Genomic DNA, 23,972 nt, shown 5'->3' on the forward strand with positions numbered 1-23,972 from the left:
CACCATTAATTATTCCAGAAATCATCATTATCCATTATATTTTCATCATGAATATAATCTTCCTTATTGAAACTACCATCTTTATCATGGGCAGCCATAGGAGAAGAAGAATCAATAAAATTATTTTTAATATTGATATTTCGTTTAAATTCTAATAACTTTTCTGAATTCTTTTTTTCTAAATCAAATAGTAATAATATTTTTTTGGTTAATAATTCATAATATGAATTCACAAAATTAGTCTTTATTGTATTACTTTCTATAGAGAAGTTATCTATAGGTATTTTATTTAGTTTTTTAAACTCTAATTCCTCATATTCAGAAAGTTCTTCTATATTATCTCTTATTAACTTTAGTGACATATTGTCATTTAGTTTCAATATATTATTAATCAACATAGTTAAATCTGAATTTAGTAATGATTTTTCAAGTTGATTTATATCGATAGTATTTTCAAAATCTTCATCTTTAGATATTAAATTAATAAGCTCTATGATTTCTATATTAAAAAAATCGGCAATTTTAGTTAAAAGAATATTATTAGGAAGAGTTCTTCCACTTTCAATATCACCTAAATATGATCTAGATATATTAAGGGCCTTAGCTAGATCAGATTGGGTGAATTTTTTTCCTTCCTTCAAACTTAATTTACTTCTTAATTGTTTAATTTTAAAACCTAATTTATTACTCATAAGACACTTACCTTTCTAATTTATGGTTAAATTATACGTCTTTTACGTCATTTTGTCAAATATATTATGGAAAGTAAAGGAAAAATAATATAGAATAAGATATTTTTAAAATTAGAAGAAAAAAGACGTAAATACAAAATAGACAATTACGTCTAAAAGACGTAATATTAATATCAAGAAGTGAAAGTTTTACTCAAGGAGGAAATGAAGATGAAAGATTTATTTGAAAATTTACCATGGTATAAAAAAATCCAAGTTTTAAGAGTTATTAATGGGTGGTCTCAGGCAGAAGCTGCTGAAAAATGCTTTACAGTACAAAAGGCCTATTGGACTTGGGAGTGTGGACAAGTATATCCACGTAAAAATAGTAGAAGAGCTATTTCACAAGCCTTTAGAATTCCAGAAAGTGATATCTTTGATTAAGATTAAAGGATAATAGAGTTATTTATAAATAAGGAGAAAATTATGAGTAGTTTAAATGAAAAGATTAAGTTAGTAGAAAAAAATTTATATGACTATAAGAAAAATAAAATAGAGATAAAAAATATGTATTTAGATTTAGAAATACTAGAAAATGACTATAGAGGTGTTGGAAGTATAGAATATGGTGAGAAAAGTAGCAAGACATATAAATTTAATAGTAGCGTTGAAAATGAAATAGTAAGAAGGGAAGAAGATATTAAAGATATTAAAAGAAAAATTCGTTTAAAGGAAATACAAGTAAAAAGAATAGATGACACCATAGATGTTTTAAGTGAAAGAGAAAATTATATAATAAAGGAATTTTATTTTAATAATAATCAAATTAAGTATATATCAATGGATTTAAGTTTAGCAGAAACTTATTGCTCCACATTAAAGACTCAGGCTTTAAAAAAGTTAATTAATTATAATATCTTATTAAATTCATAGTATTTTCTAAGGAATTTATAAGATATTAAGAAAATACCGGTGCTATAATGATATTGTAGAAAATAATGAAAAGAGGCACTTGGTACTCAGTACTTTAAGTGTCTCTTTTCATTTGGAGGAGGTGATTACATGAAAAAAATTAATAATAAACTTCATTAGCTACTAAAGAATAATATAGTGGAAAGATAATTCGAGAATATTAAAATCTATTAAACATTAATATTCTCTGGAGGTAGCGAATGATTATAGATTCTATTAGAGACTTTATAATGACATGTCCACACCTTAGTGCTATAGACAATATTATTAATGTAAATGTGAATTATTTAAATAATATGTCCGATGTATATAGCATTAATCAAGAGCCTGATGAAATTGTTATAAAGAGATATGTAAATGGTGACTCTTTGAGAGAATATAATTTTATTCTTATGAGCAAAGAAAATTATAGTGAAGATATAATGAAGAATATAAAAATATCAAGCTTTTATGAAAAATTCTTAGATTGGTTAGAGGATCAAACTGACAAAGGGAATTTACCTATTCTAGGAGAGAATAAAAAAGCAATTTCCATTGAGGCTATAAATAATGGACATGTATTAAAAGTCGAAAATGATAAAGTTATTTATCAAATAAAATGTAAATTAATTTATTTAAGAAAAGGAGAAATGAAATAATGGGAGTTAAAGAAAGAAAGAGTTATGCAAATTATTTAAACGTTGGAAAGGAAACAGAAGAATATGTATTAATGGGGGCTGGATTTATTGAGTTAAATGAAACACCAGCAGCACAAACAGCATCAAAGAAATATATAAATAATAAGTCAGCTTCAAAGGCAATAATAGGATATGATTGGACAACAAGCTTTAATACAGATATGATAAGAAGCGAAAAAGCAGTTGAATTTATATGTGAAATTGGAGAGATGCAAAAGATTGGAAGTGATGCAGAGACAGAGTATATTATTGTAGATTTAGATAAGGCTGTAGTAGGAGAAGGTAATACAAATACTTTCAAAGCAAGAAAATTTAGAGTAGCAGTAGAAGTTGCAGCATTTGCTAATAATGATGGACAAATGGCTGCAACAGGAAACTTATTAGGTATAGGTGATATGGCTACGGGTAAATTTAATATTACTACTAATACATTTACTGCAGATTCTGAAGTAAAATAGGAGGATATTATGATAATAAATGGAGTTGAAATAGGAGATTTAGATATTTTCGATGTTACTGTAGCAGAAAAGTATGAGAAAACATTAGAGAAGGTTACTGAATCTCAAAAAGGCTTAGAAGGATTAAAGACGTCCGTCATAATAAAAAAACAATGTGAAACAGTATTTTTTGTATTTGATGAATTATTTGGAGAAGGAACTTCTAAAAAACTATTTGGAGATTCCGTGAACTTAATTACATGCTTAAATGCCTTTGAGACCTTAGTTGAAGAAATAAAAAGTAAAAATGAAGAAATAGATAAGATTTCTTCAAAGTATTCTAACAATAGAGTACAAAGGCGTAAAAAATAATGAATATTTTAATAGATTTATTACCTAATAAGGTAATTATTGAAGAGAAGGAGTACGAAATTAATAGCGACTTTCGAACTTCAATTCTCTTTGAACTATTAATGCAAGATGATAACTTATCAGAGGAAGATAAGCTTTACTATGCATTAGACTTATACTATCCAATTTTACCTGAAAATATAAATAAAGCTGTAGAAGAAATATTATTGTTCTATGAATGCGGAAAAGAAAATGAAAATAATAGCTCATCAAGGGGAAAGAATAAAGTAATAGGTCAGATTTATAGCTTTGAGTATGATGATGAGTATATATATTCTGCTTTTTTAGATCAATATGGAATTGATTTGCAGGATATAGAATTTTTACATTGGTGGAAATTTAAAGCTATGTTTAAGGCTTTAAAGGAAGACAATGAAATAGTTAAGATAATTGGTTATAGATCTATTGATTTATCTAAGGTAAAAGATAAAGGTCAAAGAGAATATTATAAAAATATGAAAAAACTTTATGAAATACCTAAGAGTAAAAATGAATTAGAAAAAATAAATGAAATTGAAGAGGCTTTACTTAATGGTAAAGACTTAAGCAAAATATTATAAATATTTTAAAAACAAGCACTTATATATAAGTGCTTGCTATTTTTTACAAGAAAGTAGGTGAGAATATGGGAGATAAGGATAGTAAATGTAAGTGTGAAACAAAAAGTTCAATAGATAAAGTTATTGATATAGCTAAGAAGGGTAATGAAGTATTTAAAATTTCGTCGGATATTACAAAATCAATAAATAAAATGAAGGATGCATGGAATTCAGCTACCCTTGTATTAAAAGCACATGAAGCTGCTAGCAGATTAACACTTGTAACAATAAATGGAGGATTACCAATATTAACTACACTTATAGGCGTATTAACAGGGAAAATATCCTTAGCTACTGCTGCTCATGGTGCATGGAATGCTGTAATGAATATGTCTATGGGTCCTATCGGTTTAGTAGTAGTAGCGATATCAGCCCTTACAGCTGGATTTTTGGCTTATAGTCTTATGCAAAAAGATGCGTACAATGGTCAGAAAAGACTAGATGAGGCTAATGAATCACTGGGCAATTCATACCAAAAAGTGGCAGATAAAGCAGTTGAGTTTCATAATGGAATAAAGAGTGCAGGAAATATACTAGATGGATTTAATGAGTCTATTATAGTTAGTAATGAAGAGCAACAAAATTTATCAACTAGAATGAACCAGGTGCAAGAGGAAATATCGCAGATTGCTAGAAATGCAAAGGAAGAGCGTAGATCTCTGACAGAATCAGAAATTGGAAGTATGAATGAATTGTTTGAGGAAATGCATAAGTTGACTCAAAAAGAATTAGAGATTCAGGAAGCACACCAACAAGTTGTCAAAGATCGTTCAAAAGTTATGGCAGATACTTACCAAGGTACGGCTGAAGAGTATGAAGCCTATTCTCAAAGACTAATTAATTCAGCGGAAAAGACAAGGGAAGCAGTTATACAAAAAGCAGATGAGCAATGTACTGAAGAAATTGCTTTAATTAATGCTAAATATGAGGCGCTGGGGGAAAAAGGGAATGAAGCTTATAATGCAGAAATTGAAGCAGCTAATAATAAATATATTAGCTCAGTTGAAGCAGCTAATAAAGAGTGTGGTGATACATTAGCTATTATTCAAGAAGGATACGCTAACAGAGCAACTGAATTAGAAAATTATATTACTAAAACAAATGAATTAAAAATATTAGAAGAAGAAGAAAACAATAAATATAATGCAGCCTTAGAAGCAGAAAATGATAGGCATTCAGAGGCTCTCAAAACTTCAGACTATGATAGTGCTGCAGAATATATGAGGCACAATTCAGAGATTAGCCGAATAAAAGATGAACATACAAATAAAATGGCTGATATAAGGGCTAGGGAAGTAGAAGATCTAGATAAGAACGCTATAGATCAAGCTGGTGTTTTTCTTAAGATGGTTTCCGAAACAGAATTATATGGCGGTGAAATGTCTAAGAAAACAAGGGATATGGCTAATAGTATAATTGATAACTTTGATAAGTTACCAGAAGGAACACGAAAGACTATGGAAAATACAATGAGTCCAATGCTGACTGAAATGGAGAAATCGGAACCAGGGTTACTACGTAAAGCAGAGGGAATTGCAGGCGGAATTTTATCTAGGCTAAGAAAATCTTTTGATATTAATTCTCCTTCTAGGAAAACAAGAAAGATATTTAGGTCTGTTATGGAAGGGGCAGAAAAGGGAATAGATGATGAAGAGTCAAATGTATATGAGAAAACATCCGATTTAGCTAAAGGAGTTTTAAATGAGTTAAGTGCTTCTAATTTTGATATAGCCTCTTTAGTTAGAAAAATACAGGATACAGTTAATTTTGAATCAGCTAGGATTTCTACTGGAATAACATTTAGAAATAATGGACATATAATTGAAGAATTTAATGATAATAACACAAGTGATGGTATAAAAGAAGGAAGTACCTTTATATTGCCAATTTATATGGATAGTGATGAAATATCTGAATATACTTATAGAAAAGTAGATAACCAATTTGCATTAGCTGGAAAGAGGGTGAGATAATGCTTATTAATAATATCGATATAAGTAAATTTAAAGCAAAATTATTAGAGAGATCAATACAAAATTCAGATTTTGAAGTTAATAGCTTATGGCTAGATAATTCTAGAGAACCCTTTATAGATAAAAATTTTAATTACAAATTTAAAAAATTAAGCTTTAAATTAGATCTTATATGTAAGGATAGTAATGAACTTGAAGTTATTAAAAGTAACTTAACTAAGGAGTTAGCAACTGCAACTATAAAATTTGATGATATAGATTTTTATTATAGAGGATCTGTAACTGGTGATATTTCAGTGAATTATATAATGCAAGGAAATGAAACATTAGATATAAATATGTTAGTTGTAGCTGAATCTAAAGAAATAGTTGATTATATGAATGGTATATTATCAAAGAATATAAATAATAAGGGTAATTTAGAAATACCTATAGTATTAGAGATAACTCCAACTATTGCTATGATAGAGCTAAATATTCAGGGATTAAGTGAATTTCCTATAATTATTAAAAATTTAGAATTAAATAAAAAGGTAATTATAGATGGAGAATTATCTAAAGTGACTCAGGAAAATATAAATAAATTTAAAGATATTGATTTATGGGAATTTCCAAGATTACTACCAGGAAATAATACAATATCATTAAGTAGAAACAATTGTAATATTACCATTAAATATAAAGAGAGATGGATATAAAATATGCTGATATAAAAAGAGCTTTATAGCTCTTTTTATATTTTAAGGAAGGATGATATAAATGAAATTAAGTAATGAAAAGTTAGTAAATAGTGTGGAAGTATTATCAAAATTAATTAATATGAATTTAAATATTAAGGCAAGCTATATGATTGCAAGAAATATAAGTATCATTGAGAAAGAAGTATCTATATATAATTCTGAAAGAGAAAAACTTATTAATAGATATGGAATAAAAGATGAAGATGGTAAGCTAAAATTAAATGAAAATAATACGATTCAATTAAAGCAAGACTGTTTAGAAGATTGGAATAAAGATATAAGAGAATTATTAGATCTGGAAATTGATGTAAATGTTGAAGAACTAGATAAAGAAGATTTATTTAAATGTAATTGTGATATATCTCCAAGAGAGTTAATTCTAATAGATTTTATGATTAAGTAAATAAATTATATAAATAAATAGAAAGGAGGTATATAATTGTTACAATTATATGATGTAGATAAAATAAAAGTACAAGGATTAACTGAATATAAAGATTATAAGATAGAAAGTGTTTTAGATTCAGGAGATAAAACACTTTCTTTTTCATATCCTAGTATTTTATCAAACAGTATTTTAGAAGAATGTTATATAAGAAATGAAACTGATGAGTTTGTAATTAAGGAAATAAAAGATGATGGTAAATGGAAATCAGTAGTTGCAGTAATGAATGTAGAGGAGCTTGAAGGCCAGGCGTGGGAACATTTTGATTTACCCAATATAGGAGTAAAGAAATGTTTGACTTTAATAGTTGCAGGTACTAGTTGGAAAGTAGAAATATCAGATAATATTTCTAAAAAAAGAACTGTAAAGAAAACTAATTGTTCTTCCTGGGATTTAATTCAAGAAGTTAAAAAGTCATATAGAGTTGAAATTGAGTTTGATACGTTAAACAAAACTATTAAGGTATACGAAAAGATAGGCTCAAATAAAGGTTCATATTTTATAGATACGCTAAATTTAAAGGAATTAGAATTAGAAACAGATTCCTATGATTATTATACAAAAATTATAGCTATAGGAAAAAGTGACATTAAGGTTGAAGTAGAAAATTATCAATACTCAAATAAAGTAAAGACCTTAATTTGGAAGGATGAGAAGTATACAGATGTAGATGCTTTGCGAGAAGATGCTATTTTAAAGTTAAATGAAATATCGAAACCACGTAAAAGCTATAGAGCAAGCATTGTTGATTTAGCAAGATTAAGTGATAAATATAAAAATATATTAGAGTATAAACTTGGAGATGTAGTTACCCTTATTTCAAAAGATTTAAAGATTAAAGATAAGCAAAGAATAGTTAAGATAACTGAGTATCCAGATGATCCTAGTAAAAATGATTGCGAGATGTCCAATACAATTCTTAGTTTCAAGGAATTGCAAAAAGAGTTTAAAGATACTTCTAGTACAGTAAGTAATATTACTGAGGACAATGGGAAAATATCTGAAAAAGCTATAAAAGAAGCTGTTGATAAAATAACGATAGATAAAGTAGACACTAAGAGTCTTAATGCAGTTAGTGCTAGAATAGGAGAATTAGATGTAAATAAACTAAATGCAAATGAGGCTAAAATAAAGTTTGCTGAGATAGATAATGCATTAATAACGAAACTTGAAACGAAAGATCTTGTTGCTAATAATATAAAGTTCAATGTTGCTAGTGGAGATACTTTAGACTTACAAACTCTTTTAAGTAAATTTGTAACAGGAGAAAATGGACAATTCTTAAATATAACTAGTAATAATATTACAATAGCAGATGCAGTTATTAAAGATGCTATGATAGATACTATTAGTGCAGCCAAGATAAATACAGGCGTGTTATATACTAACTTAGTTAATATTCAAGGTAACAATGGAAATTTACTAATTAGAGATAACACTATACAAATAAAAGATGGTAATAAAACCAGGGTACAAATAGGAAAAGATGCTAGTGATGATTACAATATGTATGTTTGGGATGCTACAGGAAAGCTAATGTTTGATGCTACTGGACTAAAGGCAGATGGAATTAAAAATCAAATTATAAGAAATGACATGATTTCCGACAATGCTAATATTAATGGAAAAAAGATGGATATTAATTCTTTAGTAACAGAAGTAAATAAAGATAGTAATACAACATTAATGAAGGCAAGCAAGGTTGCTTTGGATACTACTGGACAAAGCTTAGAAGTAAGTTTTAATTTATTAAAAACATCATCAGATGATACTAAGAAGAAAACTGAAAGTAATATAACAAAAATTGGAGTAATTAATGGACAAATAGATACTTTAATTAAAGACACAACAATAGATGAAGATGGATCTACAATCAAACTTAAAGATAGTTATAGTAGTTTAAAACAAACTGTAAGTGGACTTAATTCTACAGTAGAAAGCCACAGCACTTCGATAACTAATGCACAAAATACTGCTAATACTGCTAATTCTCTTGCAGATAGTAAGGCCAAAATATTTACATCTACACCAAATACACCTTATAAAGTAGGGGATATGTGGACAAGCGGACCAAGCAGTGAAATTATGAAATGCAAAGTTTCAAGAACAAGTGGTGCATATACGGCAAGTGATTGGGAAAAGGCATCAAAGTACACTGATGATACTAAAGCTAATGCGGTTGAAGGAAGTTTAAATACACTTAGTGGAAAAGTAACTACAGTGGAAAACAAACAAGCAAATTTAGAACAGAGCCTTGATGGATTTAAAACAACCGTATCAAGTAACTATAGTACTAAATCTGAAATGTATTCAGTAGATGGAAGAGTAACAAATCTAAATAGCAGAGTGAGTACGGCAGAAAGCTCTATAACACAGCTTAATAATCAGATAGATTTGAAAGTTGAGAAAACTGATGTAACTAATGCTATTAATGGAATACAAATTGGTGGAAGAAATTTAGTTTTAGACACAGGATTTAAAAGTTTATGGAGTATATGGAATCCCGCTAAAAGCACAGCAACAATAAATGAGTTAGGACAAAAATTAATGTTTAATGATATAGTACAATCAGCTATATTAAGCAACTTAACCGAAAAGTTAGCAAAAGGTGAAAAGTATACTTTAAGCTTTGAAGCTAGAGGAAATTTAAATAAAACAGAAGTTTACATTATAACAACGACATTACCAAATTTTCAAATATTCGCAAAGCTTGGAGCTCTAAATGAAAATAATTATACAAAAATTACATTCACTTTTACTTATAGCTATGATAACATCTCAAGTAAATTATTTATTGGAGGAATATCATCTTTAGCTGGTCAATGGATAGAAGTTAAAAAGGGTAGTATAAAACTAGAAAAGGGAACAAAAGAAACAGATTGGACAGTTGCTCCAGAGGACATAGATAGTAGTGTAAATGCTTTATCTGGTAGAATGGCTACTGCAGAATTAAAATTAGAACCAGGAAGAATCACTCAGAGTATAAGTGATGCAATAAATGGTGGTACTGCTTCTATATTTACAGTAACTACAGTGCTCGATAAAACAGGCTTTACTGTAAAAAATGGTGCTATAAGAATATTAAATAAAGCAGGACAAGATGTACTTAAAGCAGATGTTAATGGTAATTTAATTTTAGCTGAAAAAGGAAAAGTAAAAATAGGGGACTCATATTTTGGAGAAGGTGGAACACAATTTTTTGATTATGTTTCTTTCAAAAGTACTGAAAGTGAAAGTAAAAATATTTATTACTCTAAAAGTGGTTATATACACCCTGGGGTATCGGGACAGTGTGGACTAGGTACACCTTCAAAATATTTCGACGTTGTATTTGGTAGAGCATTAGGATTACCACAAAATCAAGGCAATAATACAGTAATACAAGGTGGTGCTATATATCTAAGAACAGCTTATAAAGCAGGAGTAGATAATGGGGTAATGGCAGATGAATATGGTTACATATTCCCATATGCTAATGCTGAGTGGACATTAGGCAGACCAGACAAGCGTTGGAGTACAGTGTATACTTACAATGTAAATACACCATCTGATAGTCAACTAAAGGAGAATATAAGATATACAAATGATAATGATATAGGAAGAATTTCTACTAGAAATTGCTATGATTTTATAAAAAATGATTTGAAATTAGCAGAGTTTGATTATAAAGGAAATGACCAAGCACTAAAGAATCAATTTGGATTTATAGCACAGGATGTTTTAAATTATTCCAACAGGTATATATCAGAAAAAGTACTAAATATAGAGAGTAGTACTCTATCATATAACAGTAATAATTATATTAATGTTGTCGTAGGAGCTTTACAGATTGCTATAAAGAAGATAGAGGAATTAGAAGATAAAATTAAGAGCTTACAGATGTAGGCTATTTTTATATTAAAAGGAGAGCGTATAGATAGTTGGAATCAAGATATAAAAGATTTATTAGACTTAGAAATTGAAGAGAATATAGATTCAATAGATAAAGAAGATTTATTTAAATGTAATTGTAATATAACAGCAAGAGAGTTAATGTTGATTGATTAGTGATTAAATAGTAAAAAAACTTATAAAATAAAGAAAGGAGGCCTTAAATTGTTACATTTATATGACTTAAATAAAAAGAAGATAGAAGGATTAGTAAATTATAAAGATTATAAAATAGAAAGTGTTTTAGATACAGGAGATAAAACACTTTCTTTTTTATATCCAAGTAATTTATCAAAAAGCATAATTGAGGAATGTTATATAAAAAATAAGACTGACGAGTTTGTAATTAAAGAAGTAAAGGATGATGGTAACTGGAAATCAGTAGTTGCAGTTATAAATGTAGAAGATTTGGAAGGACAAGCTTGGGAACATTTTGATTGTACTAATCAAAATATTGAACAGTGCTTGACTTTAGCAGTAGCAGGGACTGGTTGGACAGTAGAAATAATTAATCCTACTAATAAAAAAAGAACTGTTAAAAAAACTAATTGCTCAACATGGGACTTAATACAAGAGGCTAAGAAAGTATATAGATTAGAAATAGAGTTTGATACTTTAAATAAAATAGTTAAGGTTTATGAAAGGCTTGGTAGTAAAAAAGGAGCATATTTTATAGATTCCCTTAATTTAAAAGAGTTAGAAGTAGAAGCAAATTCTTATGACTATTACACAAGAATACTTGCAATAGGTAAAAATGATATCAAGGTATTAGTTGAAAACTATCAATACTCAAAAAAAATAAAGACTTTAATATGGAAGGATGAAAAATATACAGATATAGATAGCTTAAGAGAAGATGCTATATTAAAGTTAAATGAATTATCAAAACCTTATAAAAGTTATAGAGCTAGTATTATAGATTTAGCTAGTATAAGTGATAATTATAAAAATATTTTAGATTATAAACTAGGAGATATAATTACTCTTATATCAAAGGATTTAAAAATAAAAGAAGAACAACGTATAGTAAAAATAGTTGAATACCCAGATGATCCTACGAAAAATGATTGTGAAATGGCAAATACAATTCTTAGTTTTAAGGAGCTGCAAAAGGAATTTAGAGATGCTTCTAATACAGTAAGTAATATTACTGAAAATAATGGGAAAATATCTGAAAAAGCAATAAAGGAAGCTGTTGATAAAATAACAATAGATAAGGTAGATACTAAAAGTCTTAACGCTGCAGTAGGGAGAATAGGAACTTTAGAGGCAACAACAGCTAAAATATCTCAACTAGATGCTATAAATGCAAATATAGTTAATTTACAATCAAATAAAGCTAATATTACTGATCTTACAGCAGCAAATATAAAAGTAAGTATTCTTGAAGGTGATACAGCTAACTTACAAACTATTTTATCTAAATTTATAAGTGGAGAGAATGGGCAATTAGTTCACCTAACATCAGAAAATGTAGTAATAGATAATGCAGTAATTAAGTCAGCTATGATAGAAAATTTAGACTTATCTAAGTTAAATGCAGGAGATATATCAACAAACAAATTTAGAATAGTAAGTGATAGTGGAAAAATGCTTATAGCAGATAATACTATACAAATAAATGATGCAAATAGAACCAGAGTGCAAATAGGTAAGGATGCATCTAATGATTACAATATGTATGTTTGGGATAGTTCTGGAAATCTTATGTTTGATGCAACTGGACTTAAAGAAGATGGAATAAAGAATTCTATTATTAGAAATGATATGATAAGTGATAATGCAAATATCACTGGATCTAAAATTAATATTAGTAGTTTAGTTACAGAAGTAAATAAGGATACTAATACAAGTTTATTTAAAGCAAGTAAGATAATGTTAGATACTATAGGGCAAAGCTTAGAAGTATCTTTTAATAATTTGAAAACTACAGCAGATATCACTAAGAATAAAACAGAAAGTAATACCACTCAAATTGGAGTAATGAATGGACAGATAGAAACATTAATTAAAGATACAATTATTGAAGAAGATGGAGAGATAGTTAAATTAAAAGATAGCTATAGCTCATTAAAACAAACTGTAAATGGAATTAGTTCTACAGTAGCAAGTCACACAACTTCTATAACCACTTTAGGAACTAATGTAAATAATGCACAAACTACAGCGAATAACGCTAATAGTTTAGCAGATAGTAAAGCTAAAGCATTTACTTCTACTCCAACAACTCCATATAAAGTAGGGGATATTTGGACAAGTGGACCATCCGGAGATATTATGAAATGTAAAGTTGCAAGGGTTAGTGGATCTTATGTTACTAGCGACTGGGAAAAAGCATCTAAATATACAGATGATACTAAAGCTAATACGGTGGAAGGAAATTTAAATACTCTTAGTGGAAAAGTAACAACTGTAGAAAGTAAACAAGCTTCTTTATCACAGGATTTAAGTGGATTTAAAACTACTGTAAATTCAACTTATAGTACTAAATCAGAATTAAATACAGTAGATGGAAAAGTAACCAATTTAACTACTAGAGTTGCTAATGCAGAACAGAAGATAACAGATAGTGCGATTATAGCAACTGTAAGTTCTACAATAAACACTGCAAAAGAACAAGCCATAAATAGTGCTAATAGTGCTACAGATACAAAATTACAAAGTTATTCTACGAAAGCAAGTATGGAACTTACAGCAAGTCAATTAAGACTAGAATTTAAAAGTACTGGTGGGAATAACATTATTAAGAACTCTCAATTTAAAAATAGGATAGCTTTTTGGAATATACACAGTGGTACAGGTGGAGCGTTTGTTGTGGCAGAAGATTATATTACTAGGGGTTATCAGTACGGATTTAGAAGTAGTGATACAAAGGAAATACTTTTCTATCAAGATGTAGCTGTTAAAGGTAATGTTACTTATTCTATTTCTGCTGAGGTTATGGCACAACAGAATACTTTAGGAGCTACATTAATAGTTCAGTTCCTAGCTTCAAACGGGTCAATAATATCTACGACAAATTTAGAAACAGTCGTACAAAATACAAATAAAAAAGTTGTGTCTACAGTAGTTACTCCAGCTAATTGTACAAGTATAAGACTACACATAAGACACAATGGATATACAAATTTAGCATATTCTTTCATATTTATCTCTAACATAATGATAAATCAAGGGTATCCTGTGCCATGGCAGCCTAATTCCGATGAGATAATTGATGGTAATACTGTTGTAGATGGGAATGGCATTGAAGTAACTTTCGATAATGGACAAGGCAAAGCTAGAATGGGCAGAGAAGGGTTCTATTGGAAAAAGGATGGATTGTCTAAAGCATATCATTGCTTGTTCTACAAAGGGGAAGTGTTTACAGACGCTAATGTCCAAAATGGAGTGTTAATACAATTACCGGCTGAGTTCAGAGGTAAAGATTTTGAAGTAATTGTTGCACCAAAGAATATTAAAAAAGAAGGTGGATTTTTAATGTATTGGTTAAACTGTTACTACTCGGAAAGAAATATATCAAATGGTACTTTTAAAGTCCATGGAGTAGTAGATTGGAGAGCGGTAGATAACCATAACATGATATCATCAACTGGTATTAATGTAACTTATGTGGTGTTAGCATAAAAGGAGGAAATATGTTAAATATAGATGTTATTAATAATTATACATTAGAACAGCATGAAGCCAGTATGACTTTGTTTTATATGAAGCGTACAGGAGAAATACAAAGATATTCAACAGGAATACAGGGCATGAAGTATTTTGGAGGCCATGAAGAGGACTATAAACTTATTATAGACTTTATTGTATTAGAGAAAGATCAATATGTATTAGATAATATAGAGAAATTTAAAATTGTAGATAAGAAGCTGATTCTTAAAGGAGAATACAGAGTTAATTTAGATAAGTATCAATAGAATTTATATATTACAGGTTCCTTTTTTATTAAAAACTAGGTGGAATAAGAAATATGTATGTGTTAATGCAATCCATCTAGCAAGATAATTAACTACTTGATATAGATAATAAATTAAAGATAAGTTCAACGTCAATTAGAGGTTTATAAATTATAAAAGAGCTTATATTTTAAGCTCTTTTTAATTTGAAAATAAAGTACAAATACTAGTTGAATTATGGTTATAAAAAGTAAGTTTTTATAGTATTAGATAGTATAAATATATTTATAAGGACTTAGCAAAAGATAAAATATTTAAAATAAGAGTATTAGTAAATAATCGTTTATTTATTAATAAAGAAAGTAGGTGTAAGATGGATGAATTAATGCAAGCAGCAGTAGGGCAAGGATTAGGATATGCATTATTTGTTTTTCTATTACTTTATGTACTTAAAACAACAGGAGAAAGAGAAAAGAGATATCAGGATTTATTAGATACACTTGCAGATAAGTTTAATGTTGTAGAAGACATTAAGGAAGATGTTAAAGAAATAAAGAATAAGATTGAGGGGTAGAGATGTAAAATGGAAAATTTAATTATGTTAATCTTGATTTCTTTGCTAGCAGAAAGTGTTTGGGAAACTTTAAAAATGGTATGGCAAAATGGAAAATTATCTATAGACAGAATAGGGGCATTAGCGATTGCTTTATTAATAGCTATTGGTACAAAATTAGATTTACTATCATTATTAGGTATAGAAACTAGTATTCCATATTTAGGGGTTATATTAACAGGTATATTAATAAGTAGAGGATCAAATTTTATACACGACTTATTAGCTAAAGTAGAAGTAATAAAGCTTAATAAGTAGAGAATAAGTTTTATTATAAAATTATTATTTAAGGTGGAAATTATATGTTGAAACAAATGTTAATAGATAAACATAAATATAAGGAAAAATGTCCATATTATATGGAACCAAAAGGAATATGTATTCATAATACAGCTAACGATTCTAGTGCTGAAAATGAAAGAAATAATATAAATAGAGTAGATAATAATTCAGAGGTATCATTTCATATAGTTATAGATGATAAAGAAGCTATTCAATTAATACCATTTAACCGCAATGCTTGGCATGCTGGAGATGGATCAGCTGGTGATGGTAATAGAAATTATATAGCAGTTGAAATTTGTTATTCTAAATCTGGCGGAGACAGGTTTATAAAAGCAGAGCAAAGAGCAGCTAAAGAAGTTGCATCATTATTAAAACAATATGGATGGGGAATTTCTAAAATTAGAAAACATCAGGACTTTAGTGGCAAATATTGTCCTCATAGAACATTAGATATGGGATGGCAAAGGTTTTTAAATATGGTACAAGCTGAACTAGGTGGATTAAGTAGCAACAATATACCGCCTATTCAACCTGAATCAAAACCACAACCATCTGAAATAGAACAATATTTATTTTTAAAACCACACATGAATAAATGGAATGTATATGCTACAAATGTTGAGCCTACAATAGGAAATGAGTGTGGGACTCTAGCACCTTCAAATTACGGAGGATTAGAATATAAAATATTTGGAAATCCTCAAAAAGATGTTTATACAATTAAAACTAAATCTTTTGGTATAGTAAATATATACGTACCTAAAGATGGTGACAGTGAATTTTATAGTAAGGGAGCATCTAATCTGCAACAGGAGAAACCACAGCAAAGTAATAAGCAATATATAAATCTTAATCATAAAGTAAACAGTTGGAGAGTATATCCTACAAATGTTGCTCCTATAACAGGAAATGAAGTAGGATTTTTAGCACCCTCAAGATATGGTGGCTTATCATATGAAATATTAGGTAATCCACAAAATGATGTTTATACTATAAAAACTGAAACTTTTGGAATTATTAATATTTACGCTTCAGATGATGAGGATAACTTAATAACTTCATATTCAATGTATTAATTTTAAAGGTAGCATTTAGAAGTAATATTCTAGATGCTACCTTTTTTAATTTTTTTATTAATGACTTAAAAAATGAAATTATTTTAAATTGAAAATTTGTAATTATTTATATATCAATGAAAAATAATTACAAATTAAATCTTACATAAATAACACCAGGTAGAAAAGCAGTATGTATTAAAATTCTACCTGGCAAAATAATTAACTACTTATACAGATAATAAATCAAAGACAAGTTTTATGTCAATTAAAAAATTAAGTTAAAACAGAATATATTAATATTTTATTTTTAAAAAATTTTGTTTATTTTTTAAATATTTTTTGGATTTAAGAGAATACTATATGTAACCAATGAAATGTTACAAAGGAGGAATTCTTATGGGACAAAATGACAATGTAAAAGAAAATAAAAATGGTAGTATTTTAGGCTGGATAGGAAGATTAATAATTGTAGCAATTGTTTTAGGATTAACCTCTTTCTTCACTCCAGGATTTAGTATTAATGGATTATGGTCATATCTATTAGCAGCAGTAGTAATAACTGTATTAGATTATTTGGTAGAATCATTTATGGGAGTTGATGCTTCTCCTTTTGGAAAAGGATTAAAAGGATTTGTTATTGCTGCTATAATATTATATGTAGCACAATTCCTTGTACCTAATATGAGGGTATCTATATTCGGAGCAATAATAGCAGCTTTAGTTATAGGAGTACTAGATGCAATATTCCCAAAGAGAGTTATGTAATACAATTTAGTAAAACATAAACGATGCTAATAGATAACTATAAAAAAGCATTAAAGGGTTAAGATAGCTTTATCTTAACCCTTTAATATTCTAATAAGGGTTTTTGGAGATTTCATAGAATAGCTTAAAATATAAAAATCAATTATATATACTAACTTAAAAGTGCCTACTTGTTTTATTAGTTTATTTTTTCTATACTAAAGATAAATTAGCTATTAATGAAAGGAGACATTTAGATGAAAGATTTATTTACACCATATAAATTAAAGGGACTTGAATTAAAAAATAGAATAGTTTTTCCACCTATGTGCCAATATTCAGTAGAAAAAAAGGATGGAGTAGCTACTGAATGGCATTATATGCATTATGTAAGTAGGGCTATAGGAGGCACAGGGTTAATAATTATTGAAATGACAGATGTTGAGCCAGATGGACGTATTAGTGATTATGACTTAGGATTGTGGTGTGATGAGCAAATAGAACCATTAAAAAGAATAGTGGATGAATGTCATAAATATGGAGCAAAAGTGGCAATTCAAATTGCTCATGCAGGTAGAAAGGCAACTGATGCCGAAGTTCCAGTTGCACCATCACCAATTCCTTTTGATGATAAATGTAAAACTCCAAGAGAATTATCTACAAATGAGGTTAAGGAAATTATTGAAAAGTTTAGATTAGCAGTTAAACGTGCTGTTAAGGCTGGATTTGATGCCATAGAAATTCACGGAGCTCATGGATACTTAATACATCAATTCCATTCACCATTGACTAATAAAAGAAATGATGAATATGGAAAAGATTTAACTAAGTTTGGAGTAGATGTAATTAAAGCAGCAAAAAGTGAAATGCCAGAGAATATGCCATTAATTATGCGTGTTTCAGGAAAAGAATACGTTGAAGGTGGATATGAAATTGAAACAGGTATAGAGATTTCTAAAGAATATCAAAAATCAGGAGCAGATATTTTTCATATTAGCGCAGGTGGTGAAGGGCCAATAGCTTCTGCTGGAAAGCCTGGTACTCATGCCGCATATCAAGTTCCTTTAGCAAGAGCTATTAAGGAAGCATTAAATACAGAAGTTATTGCAGTTGGAAAGTTAGATGAACCTGAAATTGCTAATGCTGTAATTGGAAATGAAGAAGCAGATCTTGTAGCTATAGGAAGAGCAATGTTTAGAAATCCTTATTGGACACTACAAGCTGCAGTTAAATTAAATAAGGAAAGTAACATACCTAAACAATATTTATTAGGATTTCCAAGAAGTATACAAAATAAATAAGGAGAATAAAATGAGAGAGTTGCAATGTCCAGCAATTTATAAGCATTTTAAAAGTAACTATTATGCCGTTATTGGAGTTAGTAAGCTAATAGAAAATGAAGATCATATTAAAGAAGCAATAAAGCTGCAGGCTTTTCATACAGAACTAAACTCAATAATAACTATATATAAGATGGATGACTTATATTTTCACTTAACTGATGATTCTAAAGAGTTAGTGTTATATAAAGCTCTTTATGATGACAAGGGGATATATGCAAGACCTATTGATATGTTTTTAAGTGAAGTTGATAAAGAAAAATATCCTGAGGTTAGTCAAAAATATAGATTTGAATTATTTAAATATTAATAAAAATAAACTAGAAAATATAAAATAAACAAATAGAAAACCAATAATATATAATTAGATTATTGGTTTTCTATTTGTTTATTAAACTTTTAAATATTTATGTATATTCTTATCTGTTTCTAATATATGAAATTTTATCCAATTAGAAACAATATCTAAAAGGTCATTAATAGACTTTTTTTGATCGCTATCTATAGAATATAAATCAAATCCATTAATCTGTTCTATAAATGCATCATGAGCAAATTTGTGAGATAGAAACTTAGAGTATCCATTTTTCTTCATAAATTCTTCTTCTGTCTTAAAATGATAAATTGTATAATTTTTCAACTCTTCAAGTATAGTAATGATTTTATCATACTTATCATCATCTTTATTTTTTAATAATAGTTCATAGCAATTATCAAGGATATTAAATAATTCTTTATGTTGCTCATCAATAATTTCTATGTTTACAGAGTATTTATCAGACCAAGATCCCATTTTATAGCTCCCCCTTCTACAATAATGAAATATAAAACTATTATAACTTTGGTACAGGAAATAAACAATAATAAACTAGGAAATAGTGGAATAATTAATCTTTAATTAACTATAAGAATAATAAAAATTTAATTATTTAATATACATGATATTGAAATAGTCATTAATAAGAATATATAGATTTTGTGTATAAATTGTGTCAGAGAAAGAAATGGTAAATTTAAAGTAAAAAATAAGAAAAAATTAGTAAAAATTTAATTGATTACATTGACTATTGAGTTTTATGAGTATATATTATGAATATAAGTAATAAAATGGTTCGAATACATAAGGGCTTTTATCAGGTTTAATTTATATATTAAACCTTGATAGTAACAAATTTAATACATTTTGATAATATATTTAAAATAAATATAAGTTTTAGGAGTGAAACTATGGAGATTTTAAGGGTGCTAGTTGGTAGGTTTAGCGACAAAGATGTAATAAGCTACAATTTAAGAAATTCAAGTGGTTTTGGAATAAATGTTTTAAATTACGGTGGAATAGTAACAGATATATTAGTACCAGATAAAGATGAAAAAGTTGAAAATGTAGTTATGAAATACAAAGATATTAATTTATATGAAGAGAACCTATCATATTATGGAGCCTTAATAGGAAGAACTTCGGGTAGAATAGCTGAAGGTCATATTGATTTAAATGATAAGGTTTTAATGTTTAATAAAAATTATGGAGTAAACCAAGGTCATGGAGGAAAAGAAGGGTTTAATAAAAAAATTTTAGACGCTAGAATTAATAAGAATGAAAAAGAAGCTTATGTTGAATTTTCCTATTTAAGTCCTTCGGGGGAAGAAGGTTATCCAGGTAATTTAAATGTTATAGTAAGATATACAATTACAGAAAACAATGAGTTAAAAATATCTTATAATGCAATAAGTGATGAAGATACATTAGTTAATTTAACTAATCATAGCTATTTTAATTTAAGTGGAAATTGTAAGGAAGATATTTTAAGCCATTATTTATATATAGATAGTGATTTTTTAATTGAACTTAATGAAAATCAAGTTCCAACTGGAGAACTTATCAATATAGAAGGCACTCCATTTGATTTTACAAGTCCTAAAACAATAGGTAGAGATATAGAAGAAGAAGATTATCAACTTAAAATAGGACAAGGATATGATCACCCATGGATATTAAATGGTGGAGATGATGTAAAACTTAGACTATATCATAAAGGATCAGGAAGAATTATGGATGTTTATACAAATCAAAATAGTGTTGTATTATATTCTCTTAATTTTCCAGATAATGAGTTTTTAGAATGTGGAAAAAAGGTAGGAAAAAGAGATGCTTTAGCTATAGAAACTCAAAGTCCACCTATTGGAAAAGATAATATTTTTGCGAAATATTCAATATTAAAAAAAGGTGAGGAATACAATAAAGAAACAGTTTATAAGTTTTCAGTAATATAAAAATATTTTAGATAATAGAAGGAGATGTAATGAAATAATTTTTGATACATCTCCTTTTAAGTTATATTTTTAATAAATATCATTTTTTCTAAAGTTACTATATAAAATATAAGTAGATAACTATAGGAGAGGTTTTTATATGCATAAAAGATTATTTTATGATGTTTTTATTGGCTTACTATCACTAATGTCTGCAATAATGATAATATTAGAGCTTATGTATAAACTACCTACTATTGTGATAGAAACCTTTTATTATATAAACTTAGTTGTTTGTTGTATATTTTTTATTGATTATATAGTAAGATTAACATTAACTAAAAGGAAAATTATATTTGTTATTAATAACATTGTAGATTTAATATCTATAATTCCTATTATAGGAATAGGAAAATTAATTTATATATTAAATCTAGGTGAAGGAATAGACTTAAAAATATTATTTAAAATAATTAAAGTCATTATTCTTATAATATTAATAGTAAAATTTAAAAATAGAATAAGGGAATCAGTAAGATTAAATAAGTTTAACTATATGTTAATTTTGACTACTATTATAATTGTATTAGGAGCTGTATTTATTGCATTACTAGAAGACATTAGTTTTGGAGATGCTATATGGTGGAGTTTTGTTACATTTACTACAGTTGGATATGGTGATGTTTTGCTTACTACAAATTTAGGAAGAATAGTAGCTATTTTATTAATGATTTTTGGAATAGGATTTATAGGTGTAACAACTAGTACAATTGCAGCCTATATAATAAATAATGATGGAAAAAAGAAAAGAAAAAAAGATTTTAAGGATGAAACAATAGATTTCATTAAATATAAAATAGATAATTTAGATTCACTATCTGATTCAGAATTAGATAAAATTTATGAAACCTTAAAAATATTGAAATCAAACAAGAAAAATTAAAGGGAAAGGAAAGAAGAAACTATATGAAAAAGAAGTATAAAATAGGAATTATAATATTAGTATTCCTAATTCTTATTTTTTATTTAAGCTACATATATTTATTTAAATATATAAAGAAAATAGAAATAAACTCTGTTATATCTAATGAAGAAATAACTAATGAAGAGGAAATATTAAAAGACTTTATAAATGAAAAGCTAATGAATGATTTAAGTGGTATATATACTAATTACGTTAATATTTCAACAGAAGGAGATTTAACGAAAGGGCATGATATTTTATCAGAATCTCAAGGAATGATTTTAAATTATTATTTATATAGAAATGAAAAAGATAACTTTGATAGGTCCTTCAATTATTTAAAAGAAAATATGATTTTAGATAATGGATTAGTTAGTTGGAGAATAGAAAATGGAAAAAGTTCAGAAGTATCTGCTACTATAGATGATTTAAGAATATCTGAATCTTTAATAGTTGCAGCAGAAGAATTTGACAAATTAAAGTATAGATATTATGGATTAAAAATATCAAATGGAATATATAAAAACTTAACACAAGAAAATAGGTTAATAGATTTTCATGATGGATATGGTAAAAGTAATGTAACAACTTTATGCTATTTAGATCTGTCTGCAATTAAGACTTTATCTCTTTTAGACGATAAGTGGAATGATGTTTATAGTAAATCAATGGAAGTTATAAATAATGGATTTATAAGTAGTGAATTGCCTTTATATAGAAAGTATTATGATGGTAATATTAGTGAATATGATAATGAAGAGAATATAGATACTTTGCTGTCTGTTTTAGTTATTTTGAATAAAGCTGAAGCAAAGGAAGATGTAAATGAAAGCATAAAATGGATAAAGGATAGGCTTAAAACCTTCGGATATATATCTACTTCTTATAACACTAATAAAATAGATGAAAGCAAAATTGAATCAACATCAATTTATGCTAACATAGCTCAAATTGCAAAAGTTATAAATGATGAGGAGCTATATACAATGGCTATAAATAAAATGAAGAATTTTCAAGTGAAAAATGAAAATAGTAATATATATGGATCATTTGGAAATGAAAAAACAGAGGAAGTTTATTCTTATGATAATTTAAATGCCTTATTAGCTTTTAGAAGAAAATTTAATAAATAAGTTTAATTAAGAAAAAAATGTACCAAAATCATTATTTGATTTTGGTACATTTTTTTATAATCTTTTAGCATATGTAGAAAATGTAAATTTATCAGGTCTATGTCTAGATTCTGTGTATTCAAATAAAGATCCATCATCTAAGTAAACATAATTTTTTATTATTGCAACTAAATTATAGTTCTTTAAATTTAAAAATGTACTATCTAATTTAGAAACAGGCTCTATAGAAACTATTTTTTGAGCACCTGCAATTTTTAATGAAAGTATATTTTCTATGTAATCATAAATTGAATTGCTTGCAATATCCTCGTTTAAATCTTTAACTATGTCTTTTAAAAAATAATTAATATCTAGTATAGTTTCTTCTCCATCTATTTTTCTAGATCTAGCTATGTAAATTACCTTTGAACCTAGTGAAAAACCAGTCTTTTTCGAAAGTTTTTCATCTACTATTAATTCTTGAAAAGTATGTACATTAGTTGAATAAAGCATTTTATTTGTTACTGAGGCTTCTTTAAAACTCTGAAGTCCTCCAACTAAAAATTTAAGTTGTTGTTTTTCTAAAACAAAAACTCCTTTTCCATGAACACTTGTAACAAGACCTTCAAAGGATAGTTGATTAATAGCACGTCTAACTGTATTTCTACTTACATTAAATAATGTCGTTAATTCACTTTCAGATGGAAGTTTTTCACCAGCCTTAAATTCATCATTTAAAATTTTATTTTTTAAATATTCATATATTTCCGTGTACTTCACTTGTTTCATATAGCTTAAAATCTCCTTTAGAGCATATTATATAATATATTATAGCATCATGAATTAAAAATA

At 27.4% G+C, this 23,972-nt stretch carries 24 protein-coding genes; 21 read left to right on the forward strand and 3 right to left on the reverse strand.

Annotated elements, in window-relative coordinates; translation table 11 throughout:
* Nucleotides 1–5: 5 nt before the first annotated feature.
* Entirely contained in the window at nt 6–692 is a 687-nt protein-coding gene (locus ACYUEX_RS05150) for a helix-turn-helix transcriptional regulator (protein ID WP_460286844.1), read from the reverse strand.
* Between the two features lie 210 nt (nt 693–902).
* Between ACYUEX_RS05150 and ACYUEX_RS05155 the strand changes: the two genes are divergently transcribed.
* From ACYUEX_RS05155 to ACYUEX_RS05240, 18 genes are all read left to right on the forward strand, one after another.
* Nucleotides 903–1,115, forward strand: a complete 213-nt coding sequence (locus ACYUEX_RS05155; RefSeq protein ID WP_322379502.1) for a helix-turn-helix transcriptional regulator — start codon at nt 903–905, stop codon at nt 1,113–1,115.
* 42 nt (nt 1,116–1,157) lie between these two features.
* The gene (locus tag ACYUEX_RS05160) at nt 1,158–1,604 is read left to right on the forward strand and encodes an RNA polymerase subunit sigma (RefSeq protein ID WP_460286845.1); all 447 of its coding nucleotides are present in this window, start codon (nt 1,158–1,160) and stop codon (nt 1,602–1,604) included.
* Nucleotides 1,605–1,843: 239 nt separating this feature from the next.
* A complete protein-coding gene (locus tag ACYUEX_RS05165) occupies nt 1,844–2,281 on the forward strand; it encodes a chloramphenicol resistance protein (protein ID WP_460286846.1) in 438 nt (145 codons plus the stop codon).
* On the forward strand, nt 2,281–2,778 hold the full coding sequence (locus tag ACYUEX_RS05170) for a hypothetical protein (protein WP_460286847.1): 498 nt from the start codon (nt 2,281–2,283) through the stop codon (nt 2,776–2,778). Before ACYUEX_RS05165 ends, ACYUEX_RS05170 begins: the two co-directional genes overlap by 1 nt.
* Nucleotides 2,779–2,787: 9 nt before the next feature.
* On the forward strand, nt 2,788–3,129 hold the full coding sequence (locus ACYUEX_RS05175) for a DUF6673 family protein (protein WP_460286848.1): 342 nt from the start codon (nt 2,788–2,790) through the stop codon (nt 3,127–3,129).
* Nucleotides 3,129–3,728 (forward strand): bacteriophage Gp15 family protein, encoded by a 600-nt coding sequence (locus ACYUEX_RS05180; protein ID WP_460286849.1) that lies wholly within the window; start codon nt 3,129–3,131, stop codon nt 3,726–3,728. The genes ACYUEX_RS05175 and ACYUEX_RS05180 overlap by 1 nt, the downstream gene beginning before the upstream one ends.
* 65 nt (nt 3,729–3,793) lie before the next feature.
* Entirely contained in the window at nt 3,794–5,740 is a 1,947-nt protein-coding gene (locus ACYUEX_RS05185) for a hypothetical protein (protein WP_460286850.1), read from the forward strand.
* On the forward strand, nt 5,740–6,438 hold the full coding sequence (locus tag ACYUEX_RS05190; protein WP_460286851.1) for a phage distal tail protein: 699 nt from the start codon (nt 5,740–5,742) through the stop codon (nt 6,436–6,438). Before ACYUEX_RS05185 ends, ACYUEX_RS05190 begins: the two co-directional genes overlap by 1 nt.
* Before the next feature lie 61 nt (nt 6,439–6,499).
* Entirely contained in the window at nt 6,500–6,883 is a 384-nt protein-coding gene (locus ACYUEX_RS05195; protein ID WP_460286852.1) for a hypothetical protein, read from the forward strand.
* A 36-nt stretch (nt 6,884–6,919) separates the two neighbouring features.
* Nucleotides 6,920–10,810: a phage tail spike protein gene (locus tag ACYUEX_RS05200; RefSeq protein ID WP_460286853.1), complete on the forward strand. Its 3,891-nt coding sequence runs from the start codon at nt 6,920–6,922 to the stop codon at nt 10,808–10,810.
* Nucleotides 10,811–11,020: 210 nt separating this feature from the next.
* Nucleotides 11,021–14,482 carry a phage tail spike protein gene (locus tag ACYUEX_RS05205; protein ID WP_460286854.1) on the forward strand — a complete coding sequence of 1,154 codons (3,462 nt, stop codon included), beginning with the start codon at nt 11,021–11,023 and terminating at the stop codon, nt 14,480–14,482.
* 11 nt (nt 14,483–14,493) lie between these two features.
* On the forward strand, nt 14,494–14,775 hold the full coding sequence (locus ACYUEX_RS05210) for a hypothetical protein (protein ID WP_460286855.1): 282 nt from the start codon (nt 14,494–14,496) through the stop codon (nt 14,773–14,775).
* Nucleotides 14,776–15,127: 352 nt separating this feature from the next.
* A complete protein-coding gene (locus ACYUEX_RS05215) occupies nt 15,128–15,328 on the forward strand; it encodes a BhlA/UviB family holin-like peptide (RefSeq protein ID WP_460286856.1) in 201 nt (66 codons plus the stop codon).
* 9 nt (nt 15,329–15,337) lie between these two features.
* A complete protein-coding gene (locus ACYUEX_RS05220; protein ID WP_460286857.1) occupies nt 15,338–15,625 on the forward strand; it encodes a hypothetical protein in 288 nt (95 codons plus the stop codon).
* 44 nt (nt 15,626–15,669) lie between these two features.
* Nucleotides 15,670–16,728: a peptidoglycan recognition protein family protein gene (locus tag ACYUEX_RS05225; RefSeq protein WP_460286858.1), complete on the forward strand. Its 1,059-nt coding sequence runs from the start codon at nt 15,670–15,672 to the stop codon at nt 16,726–16,728.
* A 378-nt stretch (nt 16,729–17,106) separates the two neighbouring features.
* Entirely contained in the window at nt 17,107–17,475 is a 369-nt protein-coding gene (locus tag ACYUEX_RS05230; RefSeq protein WP_460286859.1) for a phage holin family protein, read from the forward strand.
* A 236-nt stretch (nt 17,476–17,711) separates the two neighbouring features.
* A complete protein-coding gene (locus tag ACYUEX_RS05235; RefSeq protein ID WP_460286860.1) occupies nt 17,712–18,755 on the forward strand; it encodes an NADH:flavin oxidoreductase/NADH oxidase in 1,044 nt (347 codons plus the stop codon).
* Between the two features lie 10 nt (nt 18,756–18,765).
* Nucleotides 18,766–19,104, forward strand: coding sequence for a DUF1653 domain-containing protein (locus ACYUEX_RS05240; protein ID WP_460286861.1), 339 nt, complete (start codon nt 18,766–18,768; stop codon nt 19,102–19,104).
* 81 nt (nt 19,105–19,185) lie between these two features.
* Here ACYUEX_RS05240 and ACYUEX_RS05245 read toward each other — a convergent pair whose 3' ends face one another.
* The gene (locus ACYUEX_RS05245) at nt 19,186–19,587 is read right to left on the reverse strand and encodes a bacteriohemerythrin (RefSeq protein WP_460286862.1); all 402 of its coding nucleotides are present in this window, start codon (nt 19,585–19,587) and stop codon (nt 19,186–19,188) included.
* A 434-nt stretch (nt 19,588–20,021) separates the two neighbouring features.
* Here ACYUEX_RS05245 and ACYUEX_RS05250 point away from each other — a divergent pair, with 434 nt between their 5' ends.
* The 3 genes from ACYUEX_RS05250 (at nt 20,022) to ACYUEX_RS05260 (ending at nt 23,141) form a co-directional block, all read left to right on the forward strand.
* A complete protein-coding gene (locus ACYUEX_RS05250) occupies nt 20,022–21,065 on the forward strand; it encodes an aldose epimerase family protein (protein ID WP_460286863.1) in 1,044 nt (347 codons plus the stop codon).
* A gap of 139 nt (nt 21,066–21,204) precedes the next feature.
* A complete protein-coding gene (locus tag ACYUEX_RS05255; protein ID WP_460286864.1) occupies nt 21,205–21,987 on the forward strand; it encodes a potassium channel family protein in 783 nt (260 codons plus the stop codon).
* Nucleotides 21,988–22,010: 23 nt separating this feature from the next.
* Nucleotides 22,011–23,141, forward strand: a complete 1,131-nt coding sequence (locus ACYUEX_RS05260; protein WP_460286865.1) for a glycosyl hydrolase family 8 — start codon at nt 22,011–22,013, stop codon at nt 23,139–23,141.
* 54 nt (nt 23,142–23,195) lie between these two features.
* Here the strand turns inward: ACYUEX_RS05260 and treR are convergent, their stop codons facing one another.
* On the reverse strand, nt 23,196–23,909 hold the full coding sequence (gene treR, locus ACYUEX_RS05265; protein ID WP_460286866.1) for a trehalose operon repressor: 714 nt from the start codon (nt 23,907–23,909) through the stop codon (nt 23,196–23,198).
* Between the last annotated feature and the right edge of the window lie 63 nt (nt 23,910–23,972).

Source organism: Clostridium sp. CTA-7, assembly GCF_054768095.1.